Origin of the sequence: Archangium violaceum (assembly GCF_016859125.1) — a bacterium.
GTDB classification, from domain to species: domain Bacteria; phylum Myxococcota; class Myxococcia; order Myxococcales; family Myxococcaceae; genus Archangium; species Archangium violaceum_A.
In genome coordinates this window covers 3544754-3564625 of the sequence record NZ_CP069338.1, presented here as the reverse complement: position 1 = coordinate 3564625, position 19872 = coordinate 3544754, and the positions used below count along the sequence as shown (strand labels likewise).

The 19872-nt window shown below is 67.7% G+C and carries 17 protein-coding genes; 9 read left to right on the top strand and 8 right to left on the bottom strand.

The window, feature by feature from the left end:
• Positions 1–27 precede the first annotated feature (27 nt).
• The 7 genes from JQX13_RS15375 (at position 28) to JQX13_RS15345 (ending at position 5992) form a co-directional block, all read left to right on the top strand.
• Entirely contained in the window at positions 28–387 is a 360-nt protein-coding gene (locus JQX13_RS15375) for a DUF6484 domain-containing protein (RefSeq protein WP_239014766.1), read from the top strand.
• A gap of 4 nt (positions 388–391) precedes the next feature.
• Positions 392–1708, top strand: coding sequence for a TIGR02270 family protein (locus tag JQX13_RS15370; RefSeq protein ID WP_203409767.1), 1317 nt, complete (start codon positions 392–394; stop codon positions 1706–1708).
• Between the two features lie 32 nt (positions 1709–1740).
• On the top strand, positions 1741–2769 hold the full coding sequence (locus JQX13_RS15365; RefSeq protein WP_203409766.1) for an AHH domain-containing protein: 1029 nt from the start codon (positions 1741–1743) through the stop codon (positions 2767–2769).
• Positions 2770–2801: 32 nt separating this feature from the next.
• A complete protein-coding gene (locus tag JQX13_RS15360; protein ID WP_203409765.1) occupies positions 2802–3398 on the top strand; it encodes an imm11 family protein in 597 nt (198 codons plus the stop codon).
• A 5-nt stretch (positions 3399–3403) separates the two neighbouring features.
• Positions 3404–4189 carry an immunity 49 family protein gene (locus JQX13_RS15355; RefSeq protein WP_203409764.1) on the top strand — a complete coding sequence of 262 codons (786 nt, stop codon included), beginning with the start codon at positions 3404–3406 and terminating at the stop codon, positions 4187–4189.
• Positions 4190–4231: 42 nt separating this feature from the next.
• Entirely contained in the window at positions 4232–5323 is a 1092-nt protein-coding gene (locus tag JQX13_RS15350; RefSeq protein ID WP_203409763.1) for a hypothetical protein, read from the top strand.
• A 72-nt stretch (positions 5324–5395) separates the two neighbouring features.
• Positions 5396–5992, top strand: coding sequence for an imm11 family protein (locus JQX13_RS15345; protein WP_203409762.1), 597 nt, complete (start codon positions 5396–5398; stop codon positions 5990–5992).
• 20 nt (positions 5993–6012) lie between these two features.
• Here the strand turns inward: JQX13_RS15345 and JQX13_RS15340 are convergent, their stop codons facing one another.
• The 5 genes from JQX13_RS15340 to JQX13_RS15325 all read right to left on the bottom strand — a co-directional run bounded on the left by JQX13_RS15340 (position 6013) and on the right by JQX13_RS15325 (position 14969).
• Positions 6013–11283, bottom strand: a complete 5271-nt coding sequence (locus tag JQX13_RS15340; protein WP_203409761.1) for a trifunctional serine/threonine-protein kinase/ATP-binding protein/sensor histidine kinase — start codon at positions 11281–11283, stop codon at positions 6013–6015.
• A gap of 185 nt (positions 11284–11468) precedes the next feature.
• The gene (locus JQX13_RS56300; protein ID WP_430384206.1) at positions 11469–11654 is read right to left on the bottom strand and encodes a hypothetical protein; all 186 of its coding nucleotides are present in this window, start codon (positions 11652–11654) and stop codon (positions 11469–11471) included.
• 53 nt (positions 11655–11707) lie between these two features.
• A complete protein-coding gene (locus tag JQX13_RS15335) occupies positions 11708–13024 on the bottom strand; it encodes an aminotransferase class V-fold PLP-dependent enzyme (RefSeq protein WP_203409760.1) in 1317 nt (438 codons plus the stop codon).
• 145 nt (positions 13025–13169) lie between these two features.
• Positions 13170–14162, bottom strand: coding sequence for a cytochrome-c peroxidase (locus JQX13_RS15330; protein ID WP_203409759.1), 993 nt, complete (start codon positions 14160–14162; stop codon positions 13170–13172).
• A gap of 3 nt (positions 14163–14165) precedes the next feature.
• Positions 14166–14969: an MbnP family protein gene (locus JQX13_RS15325; RefSeq protein ID WP_203409758.1), complete on the bottom strand. Its 804-nt coding sequence runs from the start codon at positions 14967–14969 to the stop codon at positions 14166–14168.
• 653 nt (positions 14970–15622) lie between these two features.
• Between JQX13_RS15325 and JQX13_RS15320 the strand changes: the two genes are divergently transcribed.
• Together JQX13_RS15320 and JQX13_RS15315 are read left to right on the top strand one after the other, a co-directional pair.
• A complete protein-coding gene (locus JQX13_RS15320) occupies positions 15623–16393 on the top strand; it encodes a zinc-dependent metalloprotease (RefSeq protein ID WP_203409757.1) in 771 nt (256 codons plus the stop codon).
• A gap of 141 nt (positions 16394–16534) precedes the next feature.
• Positions 16535–17167 (top strand): trypsin-like serine peptidase, encoded by a 633-nt coding sequence (locus tag JQX13_RS15315; RefSeq protein ID WP_239014765.1) that lies wholly within the window; start codon positions 16535–16537, stop codon positions 17165–17167.
• A 28-nt stretch (positions 17168–17195) separates the two neighbouring features.
• On the opposite strand, the gene JQX13_RS15310 is transcribed toward JQX13_RS15315, so the two are convergent.
• The 3 genes from JQX13_RS15310 to JQX13_RS15300 all read right to left on the bottom strand — a co-directional run bounded on the left by JQX13_RS15310 (position 17196) and on the right by JQX13_RS15300 (position 19740).
• A complete protein-coding gene (locus tag JQX13_RS15310) occupies positions 17196–18203 on the bottom strand; it encodes a DUF3089 domain-containing protein (RefSeq protein ID WP_203409755.1) in 1008 nt (335 codons plus the stop codon).
• A 5-nt stretch (positions 18204–18208) separates the two neighbouring features.
• Entirely contained in the window at positions 18209–19225 is a 1017-nt protein-coding gene (locus tag JQX13_RS15305; protein WP_203409754.1) for a hypothetical protein, read from the bottom strand.
• A gap of 209 nt (positions 19226–19434) precedes the next feature.
• Positions 19435–19740, bottom strand: a complete 306-nt coding sequence (locus tag JQX13_RS15300) for a hypothetical protein (protein ID WP_203409753.1) — start codon at positions 19738–19740, stop codon at positions 19435–19437.
• Positions 19741–19872: the final 132 nt, after the last annotated feature.

The following is a 19872-nucleotide window of genomic DNA, read 5'->3' as shown; positions in this document are numbered from 1 at the left end:
GCTGCCCAACCTGGAGGATCCGGCGGAGTGGTGGTGGACGCCAGGACGCTTCAGTCCGCCGTGGCCCAGCGACAGAAAGTGGTCCTCCTCTTCGAGAATGGAGACCCACGTCTGCCGTTCATCATGGGGCTCATCCAGGAGCCCACCGCCACGCCCCTACTGGACGCGCTGCTGGAGAGCCCTCCCGCGCAGTCCCGGCCTTCGATGGAAGCCCGTGTGGATGGCAAACGGGTGGTCATCGAGGGCCAGGACGAAATCGTCCTCAAATGCGGAGAGGCCAGCATTACCCTGCGCCGCAACGGCAAGGTCATCGTGAAGGGCACGAACCTCGAGTCGAAGGCCACCGGCACCCACCGCATCAAGGGCGGCTCGGTGGAAATCAACTAACGCGATGGTCGAGCACATCAGGCGGTCGCTGCGCTGGGATATCTACGAGACGCACCTCGATGAGGCCGCCTTCCGTTGGAGCCAATGGGAGGCAGCACTCGACGCGCCCGACTTCACCCTGGCGGACACGGCAGAGTTGGAGGAGCGGTTCGCCGCGCACCCGGACGGCCTGATTTTGGGAGGAGCGCCCGTGGCCCGGCGCCTCCTGGAGCCCGCGCTGGCCTCGGACGAGCCCGAGCGCATCGTCACCGCCGCGCGGGCGCTGCTGCGCGCCGAAGAGCCCTCCGGGTCCGCCGCGGTGCTCGCCGCGCTCCCCCTGGCCGAGCCACCTGCGCTGGCCAGCCTCCGGCGTGCGTTCGAGCTGGCCCCCTCCTCCGCCATTCCGGCCCCTCTCCCTTCGCTTCTCGAGAAGGAAGACGCAACCCCCGCTCTGTGTGCCCTCGTGCTCGACACGCTGGGCGTACATGGGCTGGCCACGGCCGCGCGGTGTACGCCGTTCCTCTCGCACCCCGAGCCGGAAGTTGCCGCCGCCGCGCTGCGCGCCGCCAGCCGCGCGCGGCTGCCACTGGAGCCCGCCCTTCTCCAACGCACACTGAATTCGAAGGTGCCCGCCTTGCGCGATGCCGCCATCCTGGCGGGGCTGATGGGGAGCCACCCGGAGGCATGGGCGGCTTGCAGGGCCGCGGCTGATTCACGCGTGCCCGATGGCCGACTGCCGCTGCTGCTGCTGGGATTGGGGGGCGACGAGCGGGACCTGAAGCGGCTGTTGGAGCTGCTCTCCGACGAGACACTCCGGGCGAACGTGCTATGGGCACTCGGCTTCTCCGGGCGCGTGGCCGCGGCCGACGCCTGCGTGACGCTGATGCGGGAAACGCCTGTCGCCGCGCTCGCTGGCGAGTCCTTCAGCGCCATCACCGGGCTGCGCATCGAAGGCGTCCATTCCACCGCGAAGGAGGAGCAGGAAGAGGATGCTGGAGACGACCTCGACGCGGACCTCAGCCCCAAGCCCGAGGACGCACTGCCAATGCCCCACCCCGAGCAGGTGGCGGCGTGGTGGCGGGAGGCCCGGGTCCGGCTGGACTCAAGGCAGCGCTATCTGGCGGGTCAGCCCTTCACACCCCAGGCGTTGCTCGACGCGCTCGTCAGCGCGCCCATGAGGCGCCGCCATGCGCTGGCCCTGGAGCTGGCGCTGCGCAGCCAGGGCGCGCATCAGGTTCCGACACGTGCGTTCGTGGAACACCAGCTCGCCCGTTGGAGGGCCATCCGCGCGGCGCCAACCACCGCATTCAGCCGCCCCTTCACCGAGAGGCTTCGCGGCTGAGGTACACTGACAGGCCGTCGAAGGAGTCCTCCATGGCCAAGAGGAAGCACTACAAGTCACAGCCAGCGCTGCTCGCGGAGCACAAGAAGGAGCCCAAGACGACCGGCTGCATCTGGGAGCATGCCGACTTCGGCAGGGGGGACAGTTGGAAGACGCACCCCTGTCACTATCAGAACAACGGCTTCGAGGAATCGAAGGGCTCCCGCTTCAACATGTACGTCCCGCCCCAGGACAAGGTTGACGAAGTCAATCGCGACAGGAAGAAGATTCGCGAGGACACGGCGGGTGAGTACCGGGGGGAAGTCAACAAGGCCCGCGAGGAGATGGCCCGACAGCAGGAGCGCCGCGCCAGCGGAGAGAAGCTCGTGGGGCGTGACTATTTCCGCTACTTCGCAGCCGAAGGGCGGTTGAGGGAGCTCACGACCAAGGCCCGTGACTTCCTCCAGAAACACATCGCTGGCTATGGCCAGCCCCTGCACCGCCTCTCCCTGAACAAGGAAGCCTGGAATGTGGGGCACGCAATCAATAGCTCACTCGTCACAAGGGAGTACCTCGGGGGCCATGGCTACATGCAGGCGAAGACCAAGGGCATCAGCCAGCCCGTGAACTTCGCTCCGGATCGGCATGGCCAGCGACTGGGTGCGTGGTTCCCGTACGACCACGAGTACCACCACATCATTCCGCGCGCGGCGCTCAGGTCCGCGATCCTGCGTCAGCCGACGAGCGTTCCCTTCGAGCGCCGACTCGCGACCGTCTCGGAGTCGAAGTGGAACATGCACAACCCGCAGAACATCATCCTGCTGGCCGAGAACCCAATTGTTGCGAGGATCATCAGTCTGCCCGCCCATTGCCCGTGGGGCGCGAGGGGGCACATGGTCTATTCCAACATGGTGGAGAGGCGCCTTACTGAAATCGCGGAAGAGATGGAAGGAGACCTCAGCGAAGAGGGAGAGCCGCACGACGTGGAAAAACGTGCCGGGGCCAAGCTGTACAAACGCTTGAATGCCTTGGCAAAAGACCTTCTGACCCAGATAAAGACGAATCAGGTCCTCCTCTCCTGAGAGGAACCCTCCGCGTGACGGACGAGCCATCCATGACCCAAGCACACTTCTCGTATGTCGTCGTCCCCTACTTCCCTGGACCGGAGATCGCCGCGACTGACCCCGTGAGCAAGGCCCTGCCACTCCCCGTCATGGCGCGGCGGGGCGTGCCGCTGGCCGCCCAGTTTCCGCCCTCGACGGAAATCACCCTGTCGACCAGGTCCGGCAACCGCTTCACGGACTTCATCTACACGACGACCGGCGTCATCCTCGCCTCTCCACGAGCATGGGACTTGATGAGGGCGGAAGGCGTGAAGGAGGAACATGTCGAGTACCTTCCCTTCGTCCTCAAGGACCGGAAGGGAAAAACCCGGCCCGAGAAGTACGGTTTCGTCAATCCGCTATTGAAGGTGCCCTGCTTCGACTTCGAGAAGTCCGACTACACCCCGCTCTCCGATGAGCCCGGGGCCGGGTTCGCGGGCATCTCTCGGCTTCAAGTCATCCCGGACAAGATTCCCGAGGATGCGAAGCTGTTCCGCCTGGCAGAGCACCCCAACGCCACGCTCATGCGCACGGACCTGCTGGAGAAGCTCCAGGCGGCGGGCATGGAAGGGCTGCGCGGCATCGCCCTCGGTGAGTTGCTGGAGTAGGACGCATGGGCCTCAAGAAGCTCGAGCTCCTCATCCACAGCATGGAATCCCGGCTGCGGGACAACCTGGGGCGCCTCTCCGAGGACGGGCCCGTGCCCGACCTCACGCTCGAGACCTGCCGCCTCTATCGCCGCATCGGCTGTGGTGTCCTGCTGGCAAGCCATGACACAGGCACCTGCCGCGAGCGGCTCTCCGAGAGCGCGCGGATGTTCCTGATGTTCCTGCGGGCGCACGAGCCCCTCTCCGAGGTGGACGACAAGACCCGGTATTACCTGGCCCGCGGCCGGGGAGAGTTCCTGCTGGATGCGCTCTGCGCCGGTGACGTGGCGCTCACCCGCGAAATCGATGAGGCCCTGCCCGCGGCGTGGATGCCCGACTCGGAGAACGAAGAGGACTTCCTGTACCTCAAGCTCCTTCCCGCGCTCACGCCGGGCGTGGGCCCGGAGTCACCACCGGCGGAAGACACCCAGCGGCTGGCGCGGCTGCTCGCGGAGCTCGATACTCCTCGCCTGAAGGCCCTGGACGCACTGCTGCGCAACCACGAGCGCGACTTCGAGGATGCGCTGGAGGCGGTCACCTCCGAGTGGCGGGAGGGTATCGAGAGCGAGCGCGACTCAGGCACGGTGGACCCCTTCCATGACCGGACGGAGGCGAATGTGTTCCTCGAGGGAACCGCGCTCGTCCGGGTCGCCCGCCTTCGAAAAATCAAGACCGCGGAGCAGTACCCCTTCATCCCCGCCGCGCTCCTCCGGCCTCCCAGGAGCGCGTCCTCGCGGAGGGGGGCCCGATAACCGGGCCGCATTCCCTCCTCGGCCTTTCTTCGGACACGCCACGTGAGACTCGCCATCACCGGGTTGGGAATGCTCAGCACCATCGGGGAAGACGTCATCACGGCGTGCGCCTCCCTTCGGGCCGGGCTCTCGCGTCCAGCACCCCTTCCCTTCGAGGTGTTCTCCGAAGACGAGGAGGAAGGCGCGGCCCTCGTGATGGGACATCCGCTGAAGGGCATCGCAGACGGATACGAGGGTGTCGGCCTCTATACGCGACTGGCGGCGCAGGCGCTCCAGGACCTGATGCGGTACGCCGGCCTGACACCCGGCGACTCCGCCTTCTGGCGCTCCACCGCGCTCTACCTCTGCCTGTCTCCACCCCGGAACGACGAGTTGGGCTCCGTCATCGAGGAGCTCTTCTCCGAGCACCTCATCCCCTCCATCCTGGGCGAGGTCGAGCTGCCCATTGCTCCGGCGCGTACATGTCTGATGATGCAGGGGCATGCCTCGGTCCTCATGGCCATCCACGCCGCGGGCGAGGAAATCGAGGCGGGGCGCATCTCACGGGCCCTCATCGTCGGAGTGGACAGCCTCGTGGGAGCGGATGAGCTGGCATGGCTCGCCCAGCGTGGCCGACTCAAGGTGGGAGAGCAGGTGGTGGGGCTCATGCCGGGGCAGGCGAGCGCGGCGGTGCTCGTGGAGCATGAGCCAGAGGCCCGGCGTCGCCAGGCCCGGGTGGAGGCACTCATCGAGGGCGTCCAGATTGGCAAGGAAGCACAGAGCCGCGCTCGCCAGCAGAGAGGCTCAGGAGAGGGCGTGGCCGGCGTCGTGGCCCGGACGCTCGAAGGCCGCCAGCACGTCGCCGAGGTCTATGCCGACCTGAATGGCGAGGAGGCACGAGCCTACGAGTGGGGGACCGCGCTGGTTCGCCTGTCCCCGGCCCATGAGCTTCCCACCAGCATTCAGTGTCCCGCGATCTCCCTGGGCGACACGGGGGCCGCGAGCGGGGCCATCTCCATCGCCGCCGCCGTGCGCTCGCTGGTACGCGGCTATGCGCGGGGAGACGAAATCCTGGTCTGGTCCAGTTCGGACACGGGCGAGGTGGCCTCGGCGCTCATCACCCGCGTGAAGGCGAATCCGGGTTCCGGTCGCTGAGCACCATGGCATGTTGTCTCCCAAGCGCCCTCTCCCGAGTCCAAGAGGGTGCACTTCACGGACGAGCACCTCATGACCCAGACTCGCTTTTCCTATGTCGTGGTCCCCTTCTTTCCGGGGCCGGAGATCGCCGCGACCGAGCCTGTCAACAAGGTCCTCCCCCTTCCAGCCCTGGCCCGGCGGGGCGTGCCGCTTGCCTCCAAGTTCCCTCCGACGACGGAAATCACCCTGTCGACCAGGTCCGGCAACCGCTTCACGGACTTCATCTACACGACAACCCGAGTCATCCTGGCCTCCCAGCGAGCCTGGGACCTCATGCGAGCGGAAGGCGTGACGGAGGAGCAGACCGAGTACCTGCCCTTCATCCTCAAGGACCGCAAGGGGCGCGTCCGGCCCGAGAAGTACGGCTTCGTCAATCCGCTGCTGAAGGTGCCCTGCTTCGACTTCGAGAAGTCCCTTTATGGACGGCTCCCCACGGAGACACCGGGACGCCTTGCTGGAATCCGGCGGCTCCACATCCTCCCCGAGAAGGTCCCCGAGGATGTGAAGCTGTTCCGCCTCGCGGAGAACACCAACACCACGCTCATGCGCACGGACCTGCTGGAGAAGCTCCAAGCAGCGGGCATGGAAGGGCTGCGCGGCATCGCCCTCGGTGAGTTGCTGGAGTAGGACGCTTACCTCCCCGTTCGTCAGTGGAGCGGAAGCTCCAGCGTGGACACGGCTCCCCGACCCGGTCCATCGCTGTCGAGCCCGAGGCGGCCATTCAGGAGCTGTGCCGCCAGCGCGCTGGAGTGCAGTCCGAAGCCATGGCCGTCCTTGCGCGTGGTGAAACCGTGGGAGAACAGCTTCCCCTTCACCTCGGGGGAGATTCCCACTCCATCGTCCACCACCTGGATGCGTGCCATCGACCCCTCCGCCCTCAGCTTCACCCACAGGTTGCGCTCGCCCTCGGGCTTCGAGTCCAGTGCGTTCCTGGCGTTGCTGATGAGGTTGATGAGGATCTGCAGCACCTTGTGCTTGTCCACCTTCACCCGGGGCACCGCCTCCAGCTCCCGGTGCACGGTGACACCGTGGCGCTGCAATGCCCCCGTCTGGATGCGCAGGGCGTCGTCGATGAGCTGGGCCAGCTCGCACTCCTCCGTCATCAGCGAGCTCCGCGCATACGTCTGTTGCACCTGGATGATGGCGCGGATGTGCTCGATGTGCCGGTTCATCGCCTCCATGTCCTCCATCAGGCGCGTCTGGTCGTTCACCAGCTCCTCCCCCAGCGCCGTCAGGTAGTCCGGCAACTGTCTGCCCCGGGGGCTCGTCGTCAGGAAGTCCGCCAGGTTCTCCCGCTGCTCCACCAGGAGCGCCGCCGCCTGTCTCAGACGGCCCACGCGCAGCGAGCCCACCGCCTTGCGCATCACCTCGAGGCTGACGACGGCGCTGGTGAGCACATTGCCCACGTTGTGCAGCACGTTGGAGGCCACCTCCGTCATACCCACCTCGCGCGCCGTATCCACCAGCCGGGCCTGGGCCTGCTTGAGCTCGCGCGTGCGCTCCTCCACCCGCTGCTCCAGTTCTTCATTCGCCCGGCGCAGCTCCGCCCTGGCGCGCTGGACGTCCTCATAGAGCCGGGCATTCTCGATGGAGATGGCCGCCTGCGAGGCCAGGTGTTCCAGCAGCGTCAATCGCGCCGGGCTGAAGGCATCCGCCGCCAGGTCGTTCTCCAGGTACAGCACTCCGGAGAACCGCTCCTGCCTCAACAGGGGCAGGCACAACACCGAGCGCGCTCCGCCGCGCGCCAGGTACGCATCGGCGAAGAAGGGGTGCGGCCTGGAGGCATCGCCGATGAGCACGTGCTCCCGCGTGCGCCGCACATAGGAGAGGAGCGTCCAGGGCAACTCGGGGGTCGCCCCCTCCGACGGAGCATCGGAGATGGCCGCCACCGACAGCGTGTCCCCGTCGGGGAGCAACAGGGCGCCTCTCTGGGCTCCGGCGTTCTCGATGGCCGCGCGCAGCAGCGTGGTCACCAGGTGCTCCAGGACGATTTCGCTGGAGACGGCCTGCCAGGCCTTGACGACCGTGAGCGCGTCGATGCGGGTCGAGGCCGTGCTGCTGGTGGTCAGCTCGTCCCGGGTGGACGCCTCGGAAGAGAGGTGGGGCCACTGGGCCTCCATGTGCTGGACCTTGCCCAGGGCACCCCACCGCAGGTACGCCGCCCGCGCTTCGCGCGCGAAGCCCTCGGCGACGAGCGGTGCATGACGCGTGCGCCAGAAGTTCGCCGCGAGCTCGGCGGCCAGTGCCACGTAGTGGGTGGCCCCATTCTCCCGAGCCGAGCGGATGGCTTCCTCGTAGGCGCGTATCGCCTCCTCCAGCCGCCCCTCGAGGCGGGCCAGCTCCGCGGCCACCATGCGCTCGAGCGCGTGGAAGTTCTCGGGGCAATTCTCCGCCCACTCCGCCAGCTGCCGCTGGTGACGCTGCATGGCCTCGAGGAACTGGCGCTGCTCCTCCGCGGTGACGCCCTCGAAGCACGCCGCCAGGGCCAGGGCGCGGTAGAGGTTGAATTCGCGGAAGAAGAGGATGCCATTGTTGGTCTGCAGGAGCTCGGCCGCCTTGTCCGCCGCTCGGCGGGCTTCCGCGTAGTCGCCGCACATGAATCGCGACTGGAGCCGGGTGACCCAGAAGGCGCGCGTGCTCCTCCTGGGGACTGGCGGCAGTCGGGCCTCGAAGGCCCGCTCATCGAAGCCTTCCCCATCGAGCGTGCCGAACGAGAGGGAGCAGCCACGCATCTGCTGCACGTAGCGCTGCGCCAGGAGGAGCGACTCCTGGGGATCCAGGAGGCCCGTCTTGCTCAAGAACTCGCCGCGGACGAGCGACTCCCGGTGCACCTCCTCCAGGTTGTGTCCCATGGCCAGGCGGTTCAGGACGAGCTCGAGGCCGCAGTAGGCGGCGGTAGCCGTGCTCCCCACGTGAAGCGCGTGTTGGAAGCCGCTGACGACGAGCTCCTGCGCCTTGGGGAGGGGCTCGGACCAATAACTGCTGAACTGTGAGCTGAGGAGGACCTCGCCCCGTTTGGCGGACAGGTCGTTGCGCTCGACGAACTCGCGGGCGAGCCTCGCGAAGGCAAGGCCGTCCCGGTACCGCTTGAAGAACGAGCCGGTGATGACACCAAACCAGCTGAAGCCGGGCACCGCGGCAGCCACGAAGCCGTGGCGCAGGGAGAGGGAGACCATCCGGCTCAAGAGGACGATGAGCAGGGGGGGGTTGGTGGAGTACGCGGAATTGAAGAGTGTGAAGAGGGCACGGATGACCAGCTCCACATTCGGCTCGGTCATGGGGGGCAGGTGGATGAGGCTCTCGATGGGACGCCCCCCCAGCAGGGCCCATGTCTCCTCATGGGCGGCCACCGCCTCCTCCCAGGTGGGGTGCCGCGAGAGCGGCATGCCCAGCAACACCAGGCATTCCAACATGCAGGTGATGCCCTCCTCGCGCTCACCCGAGGCGAAGTGGACGTCATGCTTCAGGCCATGGACGGCCTCGATGTCCGAACGGGAGCTCGCCCGGGGGAGGAGATTCTCGACCAGGCGGCGCGCCTCGGCGATGTTGCCGCTCATGAGCGCACAGCGCGCCTGGGAGAGCTTCAGCTCGAAGGCCAGCGCGCGGTCCGTCTCCCAGGGGTCGCCGGGAATGAGCGAGAAGGCCGTCGAGAAATAGGAGATGGCGGGGCGGAGCGCGGCCGCGGCCCTGGCCTTGTCACCCGCCTCGGCGTTCAGCCGCGCGAGGTGGAGGCGTTCGGCGGCGTCCTCGATGAGCCCGGCCCCGGCGTTGAGCTGGCTCACCACGTCGAAGAGCGACTCGCGCAGTTGTTCCTGGGACAGGCTCCCGAGCAGCAACCGGCCGATGCGCAGGTGGACGGCCTCGAGCTCCGACGCGGAGCTGAGGCTATGGGCCGCCTGCTGGATGCGGTCGTGCAGGAACCGGTAATCCGCCGGGCCGGAGCGCACCAACATGCCCTCCAGGAGCGCGGGCTCGAGCCCCTGTTCCACGTCTCCTCCCGCTCCGAGGCCGGCGAGGACGCCCAGCATCTGGAGTGAGAAGACCTTGCCCACGCACGCCGCCAGGCGCAGCAGGTGCTGCGTGCCAGCGGGGAACTGGCGCAGCTTGCCCACCATGAAGTCGACGATGTTCTCCGAGTAGTCGCGCGTCCGCACCGCCTCGGCATCCCAGTGCCAGCCGCCTCCAGGCACCCGCGCCAGCAGGCCATCCTGGTGGAGCGCCACCAGCAGTTGCACCAGGAAGAAGGGGTTGCCTCCCGTCTTCCCGTGCACCAGCGCCGAGAGGGGAGCGACCACCTCCCGTGTCGCGCCCGGCAGCGTGTCGGCCACCAGCTGCTCCACCTGCGCCACGCTCAGCGGCTCCACGCGGAGCTCCTTCAGATTCCCCCCCGCCTTGCGAACCCCCTCCAACATCTGCATGAGCGGGTGCGAGGCGCTCACCTCGTTGTCCCGGTAGGCGCCCAGCCACAACATCGGGGGGATGTCCGACTCGGAGAGCAGATGGGAGAGCATCTGGAGGCTGGCGGGGTCCGCCCACTGCAGGTCATCCAGGAACAGCACCAGGGGATGCGCCGGGGTGGCGAACACCGAGAAGAACTGGCGGATCGCCCAATAGAAGCGGCGCCGGGCCTCCTCTCCAGGGGGCAGCGTCTGGAGCGCGGGCTGTGGGCCCGCCAGCACTTCCAACTGGGGCACCAGGTCCACGAGCACCTGGCCGTGGCTTCCCCAGGCCTGGTTCACCTGCTGGCGCCACCGGGCGATCTCCTCCTCGTTCCTCGCGAGCGCCTGCTGCACCAGCGCCCGGAGGATCTGCGCCAGGATGTCATAGGGGATGTCCCGCTGGAACTGATCGAACTTGCCGCTCAGGAAGAAGCCACGGCGCTCCACCACGGGCTTGTGCAGCTCATGCACCACCGCGGACTTGCCGATGCCCGAGTACCCGCTGACGAGGAACAACTCCGGCCTGCCCGTGCGCCTCACCCGCTCGAAGCCCTCCAGCAGGGTGGACACCTGGGCCTCACGCCCGTAGAGCCGTTGCGGCAATTGGAACCGGATGGGCGTGTCCCGAGTGCCCAGCGCGAACACCTCTCGCACGTCCTGGCCCGACGCCTCGCGGCACCGCTCCAGGTCCGCCCGCAGTCCCTCGGCGCTCTGGTAGCGCTCCTCCGCCGTCTTCGCCAGCAGCTTGAGGACGACGGCGGACAAGGCCGGGGGCACCCGCGGGTTCAGCTCGTGCGGAGGCCTGGGCGCCTGCGCCAGATGGGCGTGAAACCACTCGAGCGCGTCCTTCCCCTGGAAGGGCCGCCGTCCCGTCAACAACTCGTAGAACATGACGCCCAGCGAGTAGAAGTCCGTGCGGTAGTCCACCGCCCGGTTCATCCGCCCCGTCTGCTCCGGCGACATGTACGCCAGCGTCCCCTCGACCAGGTGCGTCGGAGCCGCGTCCAGGTACTCCACCTTCTGCAGCGTGGCCACGCCGAAGTCGATGAGCCGTGCGGCTCCCGAGGGCTCCAGGATGATGTTGGAGGGTTTGATGTCCTTGTGGATGACGTCGCGACAGTGGACCTCCCCCAGGGTGGCCACCAGCGAGAGGGCCAGGTCCAGGAACCGGGAGGGCTCCAGGGGCTCACCCGTGGACTCGGACAGGGGATGACCCTGCACCCGCTCCAGCAGCAGCACGGGCCGCTCGCCGAGCCATTCACAGGCATAGGGCCTCGCCACGCCCCGCACATCGCGCAGCCGTTGCAGGATTCCAAACTCCCGCCGGTACCGCTCGCCCTCCAGGCGACCCGGAGAGGCCATCATGGGCGTCTTGAGGATGACCGGCAGGCCATCGGCCTCACGAACTGCTTGGAACAGCGCATTCGAGCCCGTGCCCCGGATGAGGCCAACAACCCTGTACCCTGGAATACCGAGCATCGATGAGCACACCCGCTGGCGAGAACCGGTCCCCGTGACCTCGTCGCGCCCGTACGCCGCAGCATAGGCGCTCGGGCGGGAACAGAGTGCTCGCCCCGGTTATTTGGCACTCCGCGTCCGGGTGGCCCGCGTGGACGCGTCGAAAATCCAGACACACAGGGAACATGGCTCGCCCGGCCGACTGGCTACGAGCCGGGCCCGCCCGCTGTGGCGCAGGCTCCGCCCGAGGGAAACGCCATGGGCCGAAGATGCACCGGAAGCCGCCGGAGCTGCCACTCCCGTTCCCTGGCGGTGGCGGCGTCGGCATCGGAGGCCGCCTGGGCCTCGCTCATCGCCATCTCACCCCGCGCCCGGGCGCGCCCCGCCTCGATGGCCTTCCGGGGCCGCTCGTCTTCCGGGTACTTCTCCTCGAAATGCGGCAGGCTCAGGCGAGCGCTCGAATCTCCCGCATTCCCGCCTCGACATCCTCGGGCGTGTTGAGCAGCCCGAGCGAGATGCGGACGTACTTCGTCGCATACGGCGTCTCGGTGGCGATGACGCGCTTCTGCTCGAGGAGGTGGACGACCTCGTCGGGTTTCCTCCCCTCCACCTCGAAGCAGATGATGCCCGCCGAGAGCTCGTCGGCCATGGGCGTGCGCAGCCGGACGTGCCGCATCTTCGTCAGCTCCTCCTTGGCCTGGCGGTTGAGCGCATGGATGCGCTCCGTCACGCGCGAGCGGCCCAGGCGCTGGTGCAGCTCGAAGGCCTTGCCGAGCGCCCAGCGGTGCTCGAAGGCGTGGAAGCCACCCGGGCTGCGCAGGGGGCCCGGGGGCAGCTCCTGCGGAGGGATGTCCTTGGCCCAGATGCGCACGGCGGGGGAATAGAAGGTGGGGATGGTGGGCGTCAGGACATCCCAGGCGGACGTCCTGCCCCAGATGAAGCCCGTGCCTCGCGGGCCGAACATCCACTTGTGGCAGCCGGCGATGAAGAAGTCGCAGCCGAGCTGGGGCAGGGTCTCCACCTCCGAGCCGAGTCCATGCACGCCGTCCACGCACAGCAACACGCGGTCTTCCCCGGCCCTGTTCCCGTTCACCCCCGCCAGTGCGTCCGAGATGGCGCGGATGGGCAGCTTCACGCCCGAGCACGAGTGCACCCACGTCAGCGCGAGCACCCGGGTGCGGGGCGTGATGGCCGAGAGCAGGGCCTGGACGATTTCGCCCTCGGAGGCGGCCTCGGGCCGGGTGTAGAGGGACACGTGCCGGAGGGTGGCACCGGTGCGCTCCGCGCGCAGCCGCAGGGACGTGTCCGTCGAGTAGTGCTCGTGGGGAGTGGTGAGGACCTCCTGGCCCTCGCGCAGCTTCAAGCCCCCGTAGACGAGCCCCAGTCCCATGGTGGTGCTGGTGGTGATGGCAATCTCCTCCGGCTTCACGTCGAGATAGCTGGCGGCGGCGCGGCACGTCTCGGTGTCCGCCGCGCGCGAATAGTCCTTCAACGCCTTGAAGGGGTTGGCGTCGAGGGCCCGGCGATACACCTCGATGGCCTCGCGCACGGAGCGGTGATGAGGCGCGAGGAGGAAGCCGCTGAGGTCCACCTCGTCGTGGGTGCGGTCGAACCCGGCGCGGAAGGCCGCCCAGGAATCCGTGGACGCGGGGGCGGGCTGAGAAGGGTTGGCGGGGAGTGGGGCAGTGGCACAGCCGGGAGTGGAGGCGAGGGCGGCGCCGCCGAGCGCGAGGCCCGTGCGGAGGAAGTCTCTGCGGTGCATGAATGGCTCCTTCTGGGCCCACCCGGTGAACGGGGCTCCGTTATTGTAGTTGCCTGGGCGCGCCGGACGAAATGTCACCAGGGACGCGGAGGGCCCCAGTAGAAGCTGATGCTCGCAGCTCGAAATGTATTTGAATGGCTGTCCATCACCGGCCGGGTTGGAAGCGAGGGTCCTCGAGGAACGCCTCGTCGGTGAGCGAGCGGAGGAACGCCACCAGGTCCGCCTTCTCCTGAGCGCTCAGCTCGAGCGGGTGGATGGTCGGGTCGGTGTTGGGATGTCCCTGCCCCCCCTTCGCGTAGTGCTCGACCACGTCCTCCAGCGTCTCGAGCGAGCCGTCATGCATGTACGGCGCGGTGACGGCGACGTTGCGCAGGCTCGGGACCTTGAACTTGCCACGGTCGGACTCCTTCTCCGTGATGTGTTCGCGCCCGAGGTCCGGGTCGTCGGGGCGCGTCCCGTTGTTGTGGAAGCCATTGTTGGTGAGGTTGAAGCCGACGTGGCAGTGGAAGCACTCGGCCCGCTCGGAGAAGAAGAGGTCCATGCCGCGCTTCTCCGACTCCGACAGCGCCGACGTCTCCCCCTCCTTGAAGCGGTCGTAACGGCTCTCTCCGCTGACCATCGTGCGCATGAAGGACGCGAGCGCCTTCGTCACCCCCTCGGGGCCGGGCTTCTGGTCGAAGGCGGCCTCGAACTGGCGCACGTAGGAGGCGTCGGCCTCCAGCCGGCCGACCACGTCCTCCATCCGCATGTCCATCTCGAGCGGATTGACGATGGGTCCGATGACCTGGTGCTCGAGCGTGGGCGCGCCGCCGTCCCAGAAGAACGACTTGTTCCAGGCGAGGTTGAACAGGGGCGGCGCGTTCCGGGTGCCCTGTCTGCCCTCGATGCCTTCGCTCACGCGCCGGGGGTCGGCGAACGCGTGCTTCTGCTCATGACAGCTCGAGCAGGAGACCTCGCCGGTGCGAGAGAGCCGCCGGTCGAAGAAGAGCCGCCTTCCCAGGTCGACGCGTTCGCGGGTCAGCGCGTTGTCCGCCGGCACTCGCATCGCGGGGAAGCTCTTGGGAACGGTGACGAGCTCGTCGGAGCCGCAGGCGGAGAGCAGCACGGACGAGAGAACGAGGAGGGAGATGGAGCGCATGGCCTACTCGTGCTCCTGGGCGAGACGGAGGAACCGGGAGCCGCGGATGTTCTCGGCGAGTGAGTCCGCCAGGGCGCCGCCGTGGACACCCCGCTCGTCCGGGTCGGTGATGTCGGGCCTGGACGCGCCGGTGGGCGACACGAGGAGTTGGTTGAAGTCCGCGATGAGCTCGGGACCGGAGCCGCCCTCGGGCGGGATGGAGAACGGCGCGTCGAGCTCGAGCGAGGCGAAGCGCTCGTCATCGCCCACGTGGTAGAAGAAGCCCTCCCAGCCGCCGGCATCCTTCACCTGCCCCTCGAACTTGAGGAACACGTAGCCGGAGTTCCAGCTCCAATACATGTCCGAATCGACGTCGAGCGGAGCCTCCATCGCCGACGCATCCGCGTGATTGAGACCCTCGCCCGACGCGCAGTCCTCCGGGACGCCGACCGAGACCGCCATTCCTCGGTAGTTGCCCGCGGGCGCCTGGACGTAGACGTTGAGGGAGTCGGGGTTCTCGAGATCCACCAGGGTGACGCCGTAGGGCAGCCGGTTGCCCTGTTCGTCGACCAACTCCGCGGAGACGCGCTCGCCCCCCTCGCCCAACAGCGCGACCTGGGAGAGGTACATACGCGCCTTGGAGGTCTTGAACGTGGCCCCGTTGGCCGACGACAGCTCCGTCCCCATGCGCAGCGGAGCCGAACCAGCCCTGAAGTGGACACCGAAGCGGGTGATCGGCGCCGAGGCGTCGACCGAGGGGGAAGACAGGCACGCCTCCGGAGCCTCGACACGCTCTCCGCACGCGAGGAGGAGCGAGGACGCGAGCATGACGGCAGCCCCGAACCGTGCCGAAGGTCCCCCCAGGCGGCCGTGCCTGCCCGCTCCCACTGCCACCGTCGTCTCACCACTTGCCAATCATGCCGCTCTCCGTGAGTGTGCCGAGGCCGTCATGGCCCCGAGTGCACCCGGAGACGAGGAGGGTCGCGCGGAATTACAGGTGGATTTCGGAAGCGCACTCCCCGAGGGGAAGGATTCCTCCGGGGAGGGTGGAGCTTCACGCGCGTACCCGTCCTCATCGGAGGCTACACGGGCTCGGCCGGCTACCTCGGCGCCCCCCCCACTGGGTCTCGCTGTCGCCCCTGCTCGTCCCTCGCGGGTTGCATGCCGCGGTGGCCCCCGGGATGTGGACCCGCTGTCCGATTGGAGGGCACACCGTCCGAGACTCGGACAATCCGGGTGTCGTGCGCACAACTCGTTGAGCCAACAAACAATTCACCAGGAAACGTCAGGACTCTTTACAAGAAGAACCAGGACGGCGGGTGTATCCGTGCTCCAGGGCTAATCAGGGATGGTCCGCCAAGTCCCTGTTTTCCGGTGTGCCTCTGTGTTGGCCCGAGGGTTGCTCATGGCATGGGGCGCGCGGTCGTGGCTGGAACCCCCCAGGCGACGGCGTCCAACCCCCGTCTAGAGGCGAAACGAACATGTTCAAGAAAGCGGCAGTCCTCGTGGTGAGCTGTGGCGCGGTGCTGGCTGGCTGCGGTACCGACCCCCAGGCCGAGAACCAGGAGATCATCTCCAACCTGATCGAGGCCGGCTTCCCGGCCGACGACATCATGGTCTTCGAGGATGCCGTGTACGTGGGCCGCGACGCTCACGTGACCCTCGAGGCGTCCCGCGAGATGCTCCAGCACGGCCATGACAGCGCGGAGCAGTACCGGACGACCAATCTCGTCGGCACCAGCGTGACGAAGATCTGCATCAACCCCACCTCCACGTTCAACAGCTACACCCGGCTCAGCCAGGGCCTGGATCAGGCAATTGCCAACTACAACAGCCTGGGGCTCCGCATTACCATGGCGCGCGGCCCGACCACCGGCTGCACCGCGAACATCACCGCGCAGACCATGTCCGGCACCGGCGGCTCCGCTGGCTTCCCCTCGGGCGGCAAGCCCTACGGGACCATCAACATCGGCACCGGGCTGAACAGCTACAGCCTTGATGTGAACGAGCACGTCATCACCCACGAGCTTGGCCACGCGATCGGCTTCCGCCACTCGGACTACTACAACCGGTCCATCAGCTGCGGCGGCACCGCCACCAATGAGGGAACCTCTGGCGTGGGCGCCGTCCTCATCCCCGGCACGCCGAGCACGGCCACGGTGGGCGGGTCGATCATGAACTCCTGCTTCCGGTCGACCGAGACCGGCGAGTGGACCAGCTCTGACAGGACCGCGCTGAACTACCTGTACTGAGAAATGAAGCGACAGCCCCCTGGTCCGTTCCTGACTCTGTGGGGCCCGCTCCTCGCGGGCACCGTCACCCTGAGCATTTCAGCCTGTGGAAACGCGGTGCCCGCGGCTCCCCTGGTCTGCGAGGAGCCGAAGAAACCGGAGGTGAGCAGCCTCTGGCAGTGCGGTCCGACCCTCGACTTCACCCCCATCAACAGCTACCAGGGCGAGTTCGCCGACGTCATCCAGGACAGGGAAGACGCGGTCGTGCTGATCGACGGACGCTGCACCGGAACGCTGATCGAAGCGAGCGCGGGGCCGGTGGTGGTGACCGCGGGACACTGTGTCGGGCTCGGGGACCGGTCGCTGCTGGTCTTCAACTTCGAGGACGAGCCCGACGGCGACCCGCTGGTGACCGAGGGCACCGTCATCGAGCAGTCGCTCGAACCCGACTACGCGCTCATCCAGCTCGACGTGCTTCCCGAGGTCACGCCGGTCTTGCTGTCGACCCGGGCCAGCGAGCGGTTGGCGATCATCCAGCATCCCCGGGGCCGGCCCAAGGTCATCGCCGAAGGCAGCTTCCTGGACTCATGTAGCCAGCTTGTCTACTACACGGACCTGGACACACTGGTCGGGAGCTCCGGCGCGGGCGTGCTCAACCGTCAGGGACACCTGATGGGCATCCACACCGACGGCGATTGCGACGAAAAGGGCCACGGCGCCAACAGGGGCTGGACCGTGGAAGCGATTGTCGAGGCGTCCCCGTACCTGCGGAGCGCAGACATCGTCGAACGCTGAGGCTCCGCGGAGACGGCCGGGCCCGGCGCTAGGGGTCACCGCGTGTGTTCGGGGTGGCGCCCGTGAGCAGGAACGCCGCCACCCGCTCGGACGCATTGCGGCGGATGTTCATGTAGAAGAGCTGGAACTCCACGGGATGGTGGTTGCCCCTGCCCAGCGCGTGATCGAGCAGCCGGCTCATGAGGTCCCGCGGCAGCCCTCCGCCGACGAGGACCTCCAGCCTCCCCTCCTTGCATTGCGCTCCGGTGAGGCCTGGCATCACCCGGGGTGGGGTTGCATCGATGAGACATCCGGTCTGCACGGGGGACGCGCAGAAGGGAATGTCGGGAAGGCCCCGCCGGAGCGCGCTTTCCGACATCGGAATCCCAATGAGATACGCGGCGACGAGCTGGTGTCGCAGGGGCGTCCCGCTCACGAGCTCACGGAGCAGGCGTCTGGCATGCACGGTTCCCTGACTATGTGCCACGAGGATGAAGGGCCGTCCGTGATTGTATGTCTCCCGCCAGGAGCGGAACGCCGCGGCGACGTCCTGGTAGGCGAGGTCCACCGCCGCCCTCCCCTCCTCGCTCTGATGGGTGAAGGCGGTCAGGTTCGCCTGCCGGTAGCGAGGCGCGTAGATGGCGCAACAGGCGTTGAAGGCGCTTGCTTGAATGAGTGTCGCCACCCGGTCGGTCGCCGTGTTGAGCGGGACATCATCAATAGGGCCATTCCACTCGCCACCGACATACGTGGTGGGATGGATGTAGAAGACATCCACGGGCGCCAGGGATTGCTCGAGGCCCGGGCTCGACGGGAGCACCGTGTCCGCGAGGTCCTGGAGCTCGGGAAGAGCGCTCCAGGCGGAGGGCTGGGTGTAGTCGGGAGGCGCGGGGGGACGTGCCTCGCGGAAGGGCTTCCTGGGGGTGATCGACCACAGGAAGATGGACGCGAAGTTCATCACCAGCAGCACCCCCAAGAGGGTGCACGCCGAGAGCGTGGCGACGAGGACGCGCCGGAAGCTGTTCCGCATCCCCGGGACGGTAGGGAGGCCGCGCAACCTGTTCAACCCCAACGGCGGCGAACCCTCCACATGAGGGTCAACGTACCGAGGAGCGCCAGGAACGCCGTGGTCCTGGTGCTCGCCGTCCCCCCGGCCACCGCGCAGCCCAGGAGCCCGGGAGGCTCCACCGTTTCCTTCAGGCATACGGGCGTGCCCTCCAGGATGTGCCCCGCGGGGTCTCGCACGCGCCAGGCGAAGCACGGTGTGTAGGAGTCATCGTGCTCGGGCATCGGGATGAGGGTCTCGGCCGGCCCACCCGAGCTGTTCACGCCCCAGATGCCCTGGGATACGTCGTGCTCCAGGTGCTGGTCCGGCTCGTCGAATCGGTAGGGCGTCCGGTCGGAGATCCAAAGTTCGAAGTGATAGGTGCCGAGCGCGGCTCCGCCCCGGACCTCGGGCACGCGCACCCTCGCGCGGGTGCCCCTCTCCGTGCCGACCTTCCTGCAATCGCACGAGCCACTGTAGGGCCCTCCGCAGTCGAGCTTGTCCTTTTCGAAGGACTCGAGGCTCACGTCCAGTCCGCCGAGGAGCTCGAGGGGAGGAGACACCTGCGTCCCGGTCGAGAACGTCTCGCGCAGCGCGGTGGGCCCCTGGGCCTCCGCGGGCCGGGCGTGGCTCTGCCGCAGCTCGCCCACGAGCTCGTAGCGCCGGTTCGGGAGCAGGGGATTGTCGGGCTGCCAGGCAACACCGGCGGGCGCCCCCCACCAGGAGCGGAGCTTCCCGGGAACCACCACGCCCGTCTCGCCATCCGTGACGGTGACCGTGAGGACGTTCTCGAACATCTCCGGGGTATGCGTGGGTTTGCTCTCGATCCGCCAGGCTCGCGAGGTGAGCAGCACCACCCCATCCAGGGACACCTCCGTCTCCCCGTCTCCAGGGAGGCTCCCGGTGAACGTGTAGTAGAGACTGGGGGACGGCGGTGGAGAACAGGACTCGGCGGGTGAGGCCTTCAGCAACACCGCGAGGGCCATCACGGTCTGGACGAGACAGACTCCGTACAGGGAGGGATTGAGACGCACCAGGGCTCCTGGGAAGAGGGTTCGCCGGCGCGCTCGTGCAAGGCTCGAACCATGGGCGCGGCGCGGGCTCCCCTGGCGTCGGGCTGGCGTGAAGCGCGACACCGGCGTCAGGGCGGCCTTGAATAAGCTGCGTGCAGCCGCCGGAAATGCCGATGGAGTGGAGGCACCCAGGGAATGGTCATGCCATCCCCTGGTCGTCTGGACGAACCTCAGCCCCTGATCCAGCCGCTGTCAACGCAGGTGGCAACGCACGAGGCATTGCACACATCACGAGCCTCGAGCCTGTTCAGATCCTCGTTGGAGGGACAGGCGAAGTAGAGCCAGTCGAACCCATCATCGGGGCACGTCCACCAACCGTAGTCCCCACAGCCGCTCGCAGCCACCTCGCCAGCAACAGCCTCCGACCGCTGCGGCTCGTTGCCCGGCGTGGGCTCCTCGATGGAGCCGCCGCATCCTACAACCATCAATCCCACCAGAGCACTGCCCACCCCGAGCCACTTGCGAATATGCGACATTTTCAATCCTCTTGTTTCCAGCGGGCCCGAAGGCTCCGCTGCACCCCCTGCGCGTGATTGCGAGCGGTGCACCCTGTCTACCGGTCAGGCGTGATGGGAGCGTGACGAGCCACTGGGCCCCATCCCCCCCTC

Bases quoted from the DNA above. Each gene is read 5' to 3' on its own strand.
- JQX13_RS15370 (WP_203409767.1), top strand. From the start codon at position 392: ATGGTCGAGCACATCAGGCGGTCGCTGCGCTGGGATATCTACGAGACG.
- JQX13_RS15365 (WP_203409766.1), top strand. From the start codon at position 1,741: ATGGCCAAGAGGAAGCACTACAAGTCACAGCCAGCGCTGCTCGCGGAG.
- JQX13_RS15360 (WP_203409765.1), top strand. From the start codon at position 2,802: ATGACCCAAGCACACTTCTCGTATGTCGTCGTCCCCTACTTCCCTGGA.
- JQX13_RS15355 (WP_203409764.1), top strand. From the start codon at position 3,404: ATGGGCCTCAAGAAGCTCGAGCTCCTCATCCACAGCATGGAATCCCGG.
- JQX13_RS15345 (WP_203409762.1), top strand. From the start codon at position 5,396: ATGACCCAGACTCGCTTTTCCTATGTCGTGGTCCCCTTCTTTCCGGGG.
- JQX13_RS15340 (WP_203409761.1), bottom strand. From the start codon at position 11,283: ATGCTCGGTATTCCAGGGTACAGGGTTGTTGGCCTCATCCGGGGCACG.
- JQX13_RS15335 (WP_203409760.1), bottom strand. From the start codon at position 13,024: ATGCACCGCAGAGACTTCCTCCGCACGGGCCTCGCGCTCGGCGGCGCC.
- JQX13_RS15330 (WP_203409759.1), bottom strand. From the start codon at position 14,162: ATGCGCTCCATCTCCCTCCTCGTTCTCTCGTCCGTGCTGCTCTCCGCC.
- JQX13_RS15325 (WP_203409758.1), bottom strand. From the start codon at position 14,969: ATGCTCGCGTCCTCGCTCCTCCTCGCGTGCGGAGAGCGTGTCGAGGCT.
- JQX13_RS15320 (WP_203409757.1), top strand. From the start codon at position 15,623: ATGTTCAAGAAAGCGGCAGTCCTCGTGGTGAGCTGTGGCGCGGTGCTG.
- JQX13_RS15300 (WP_203409753.1), bottom strand. From the start codon at position 19,740: ATGTCGCATATTCGCAAGTGGCTCGGGGTGGGCAGTGCTCTGGTGGGA.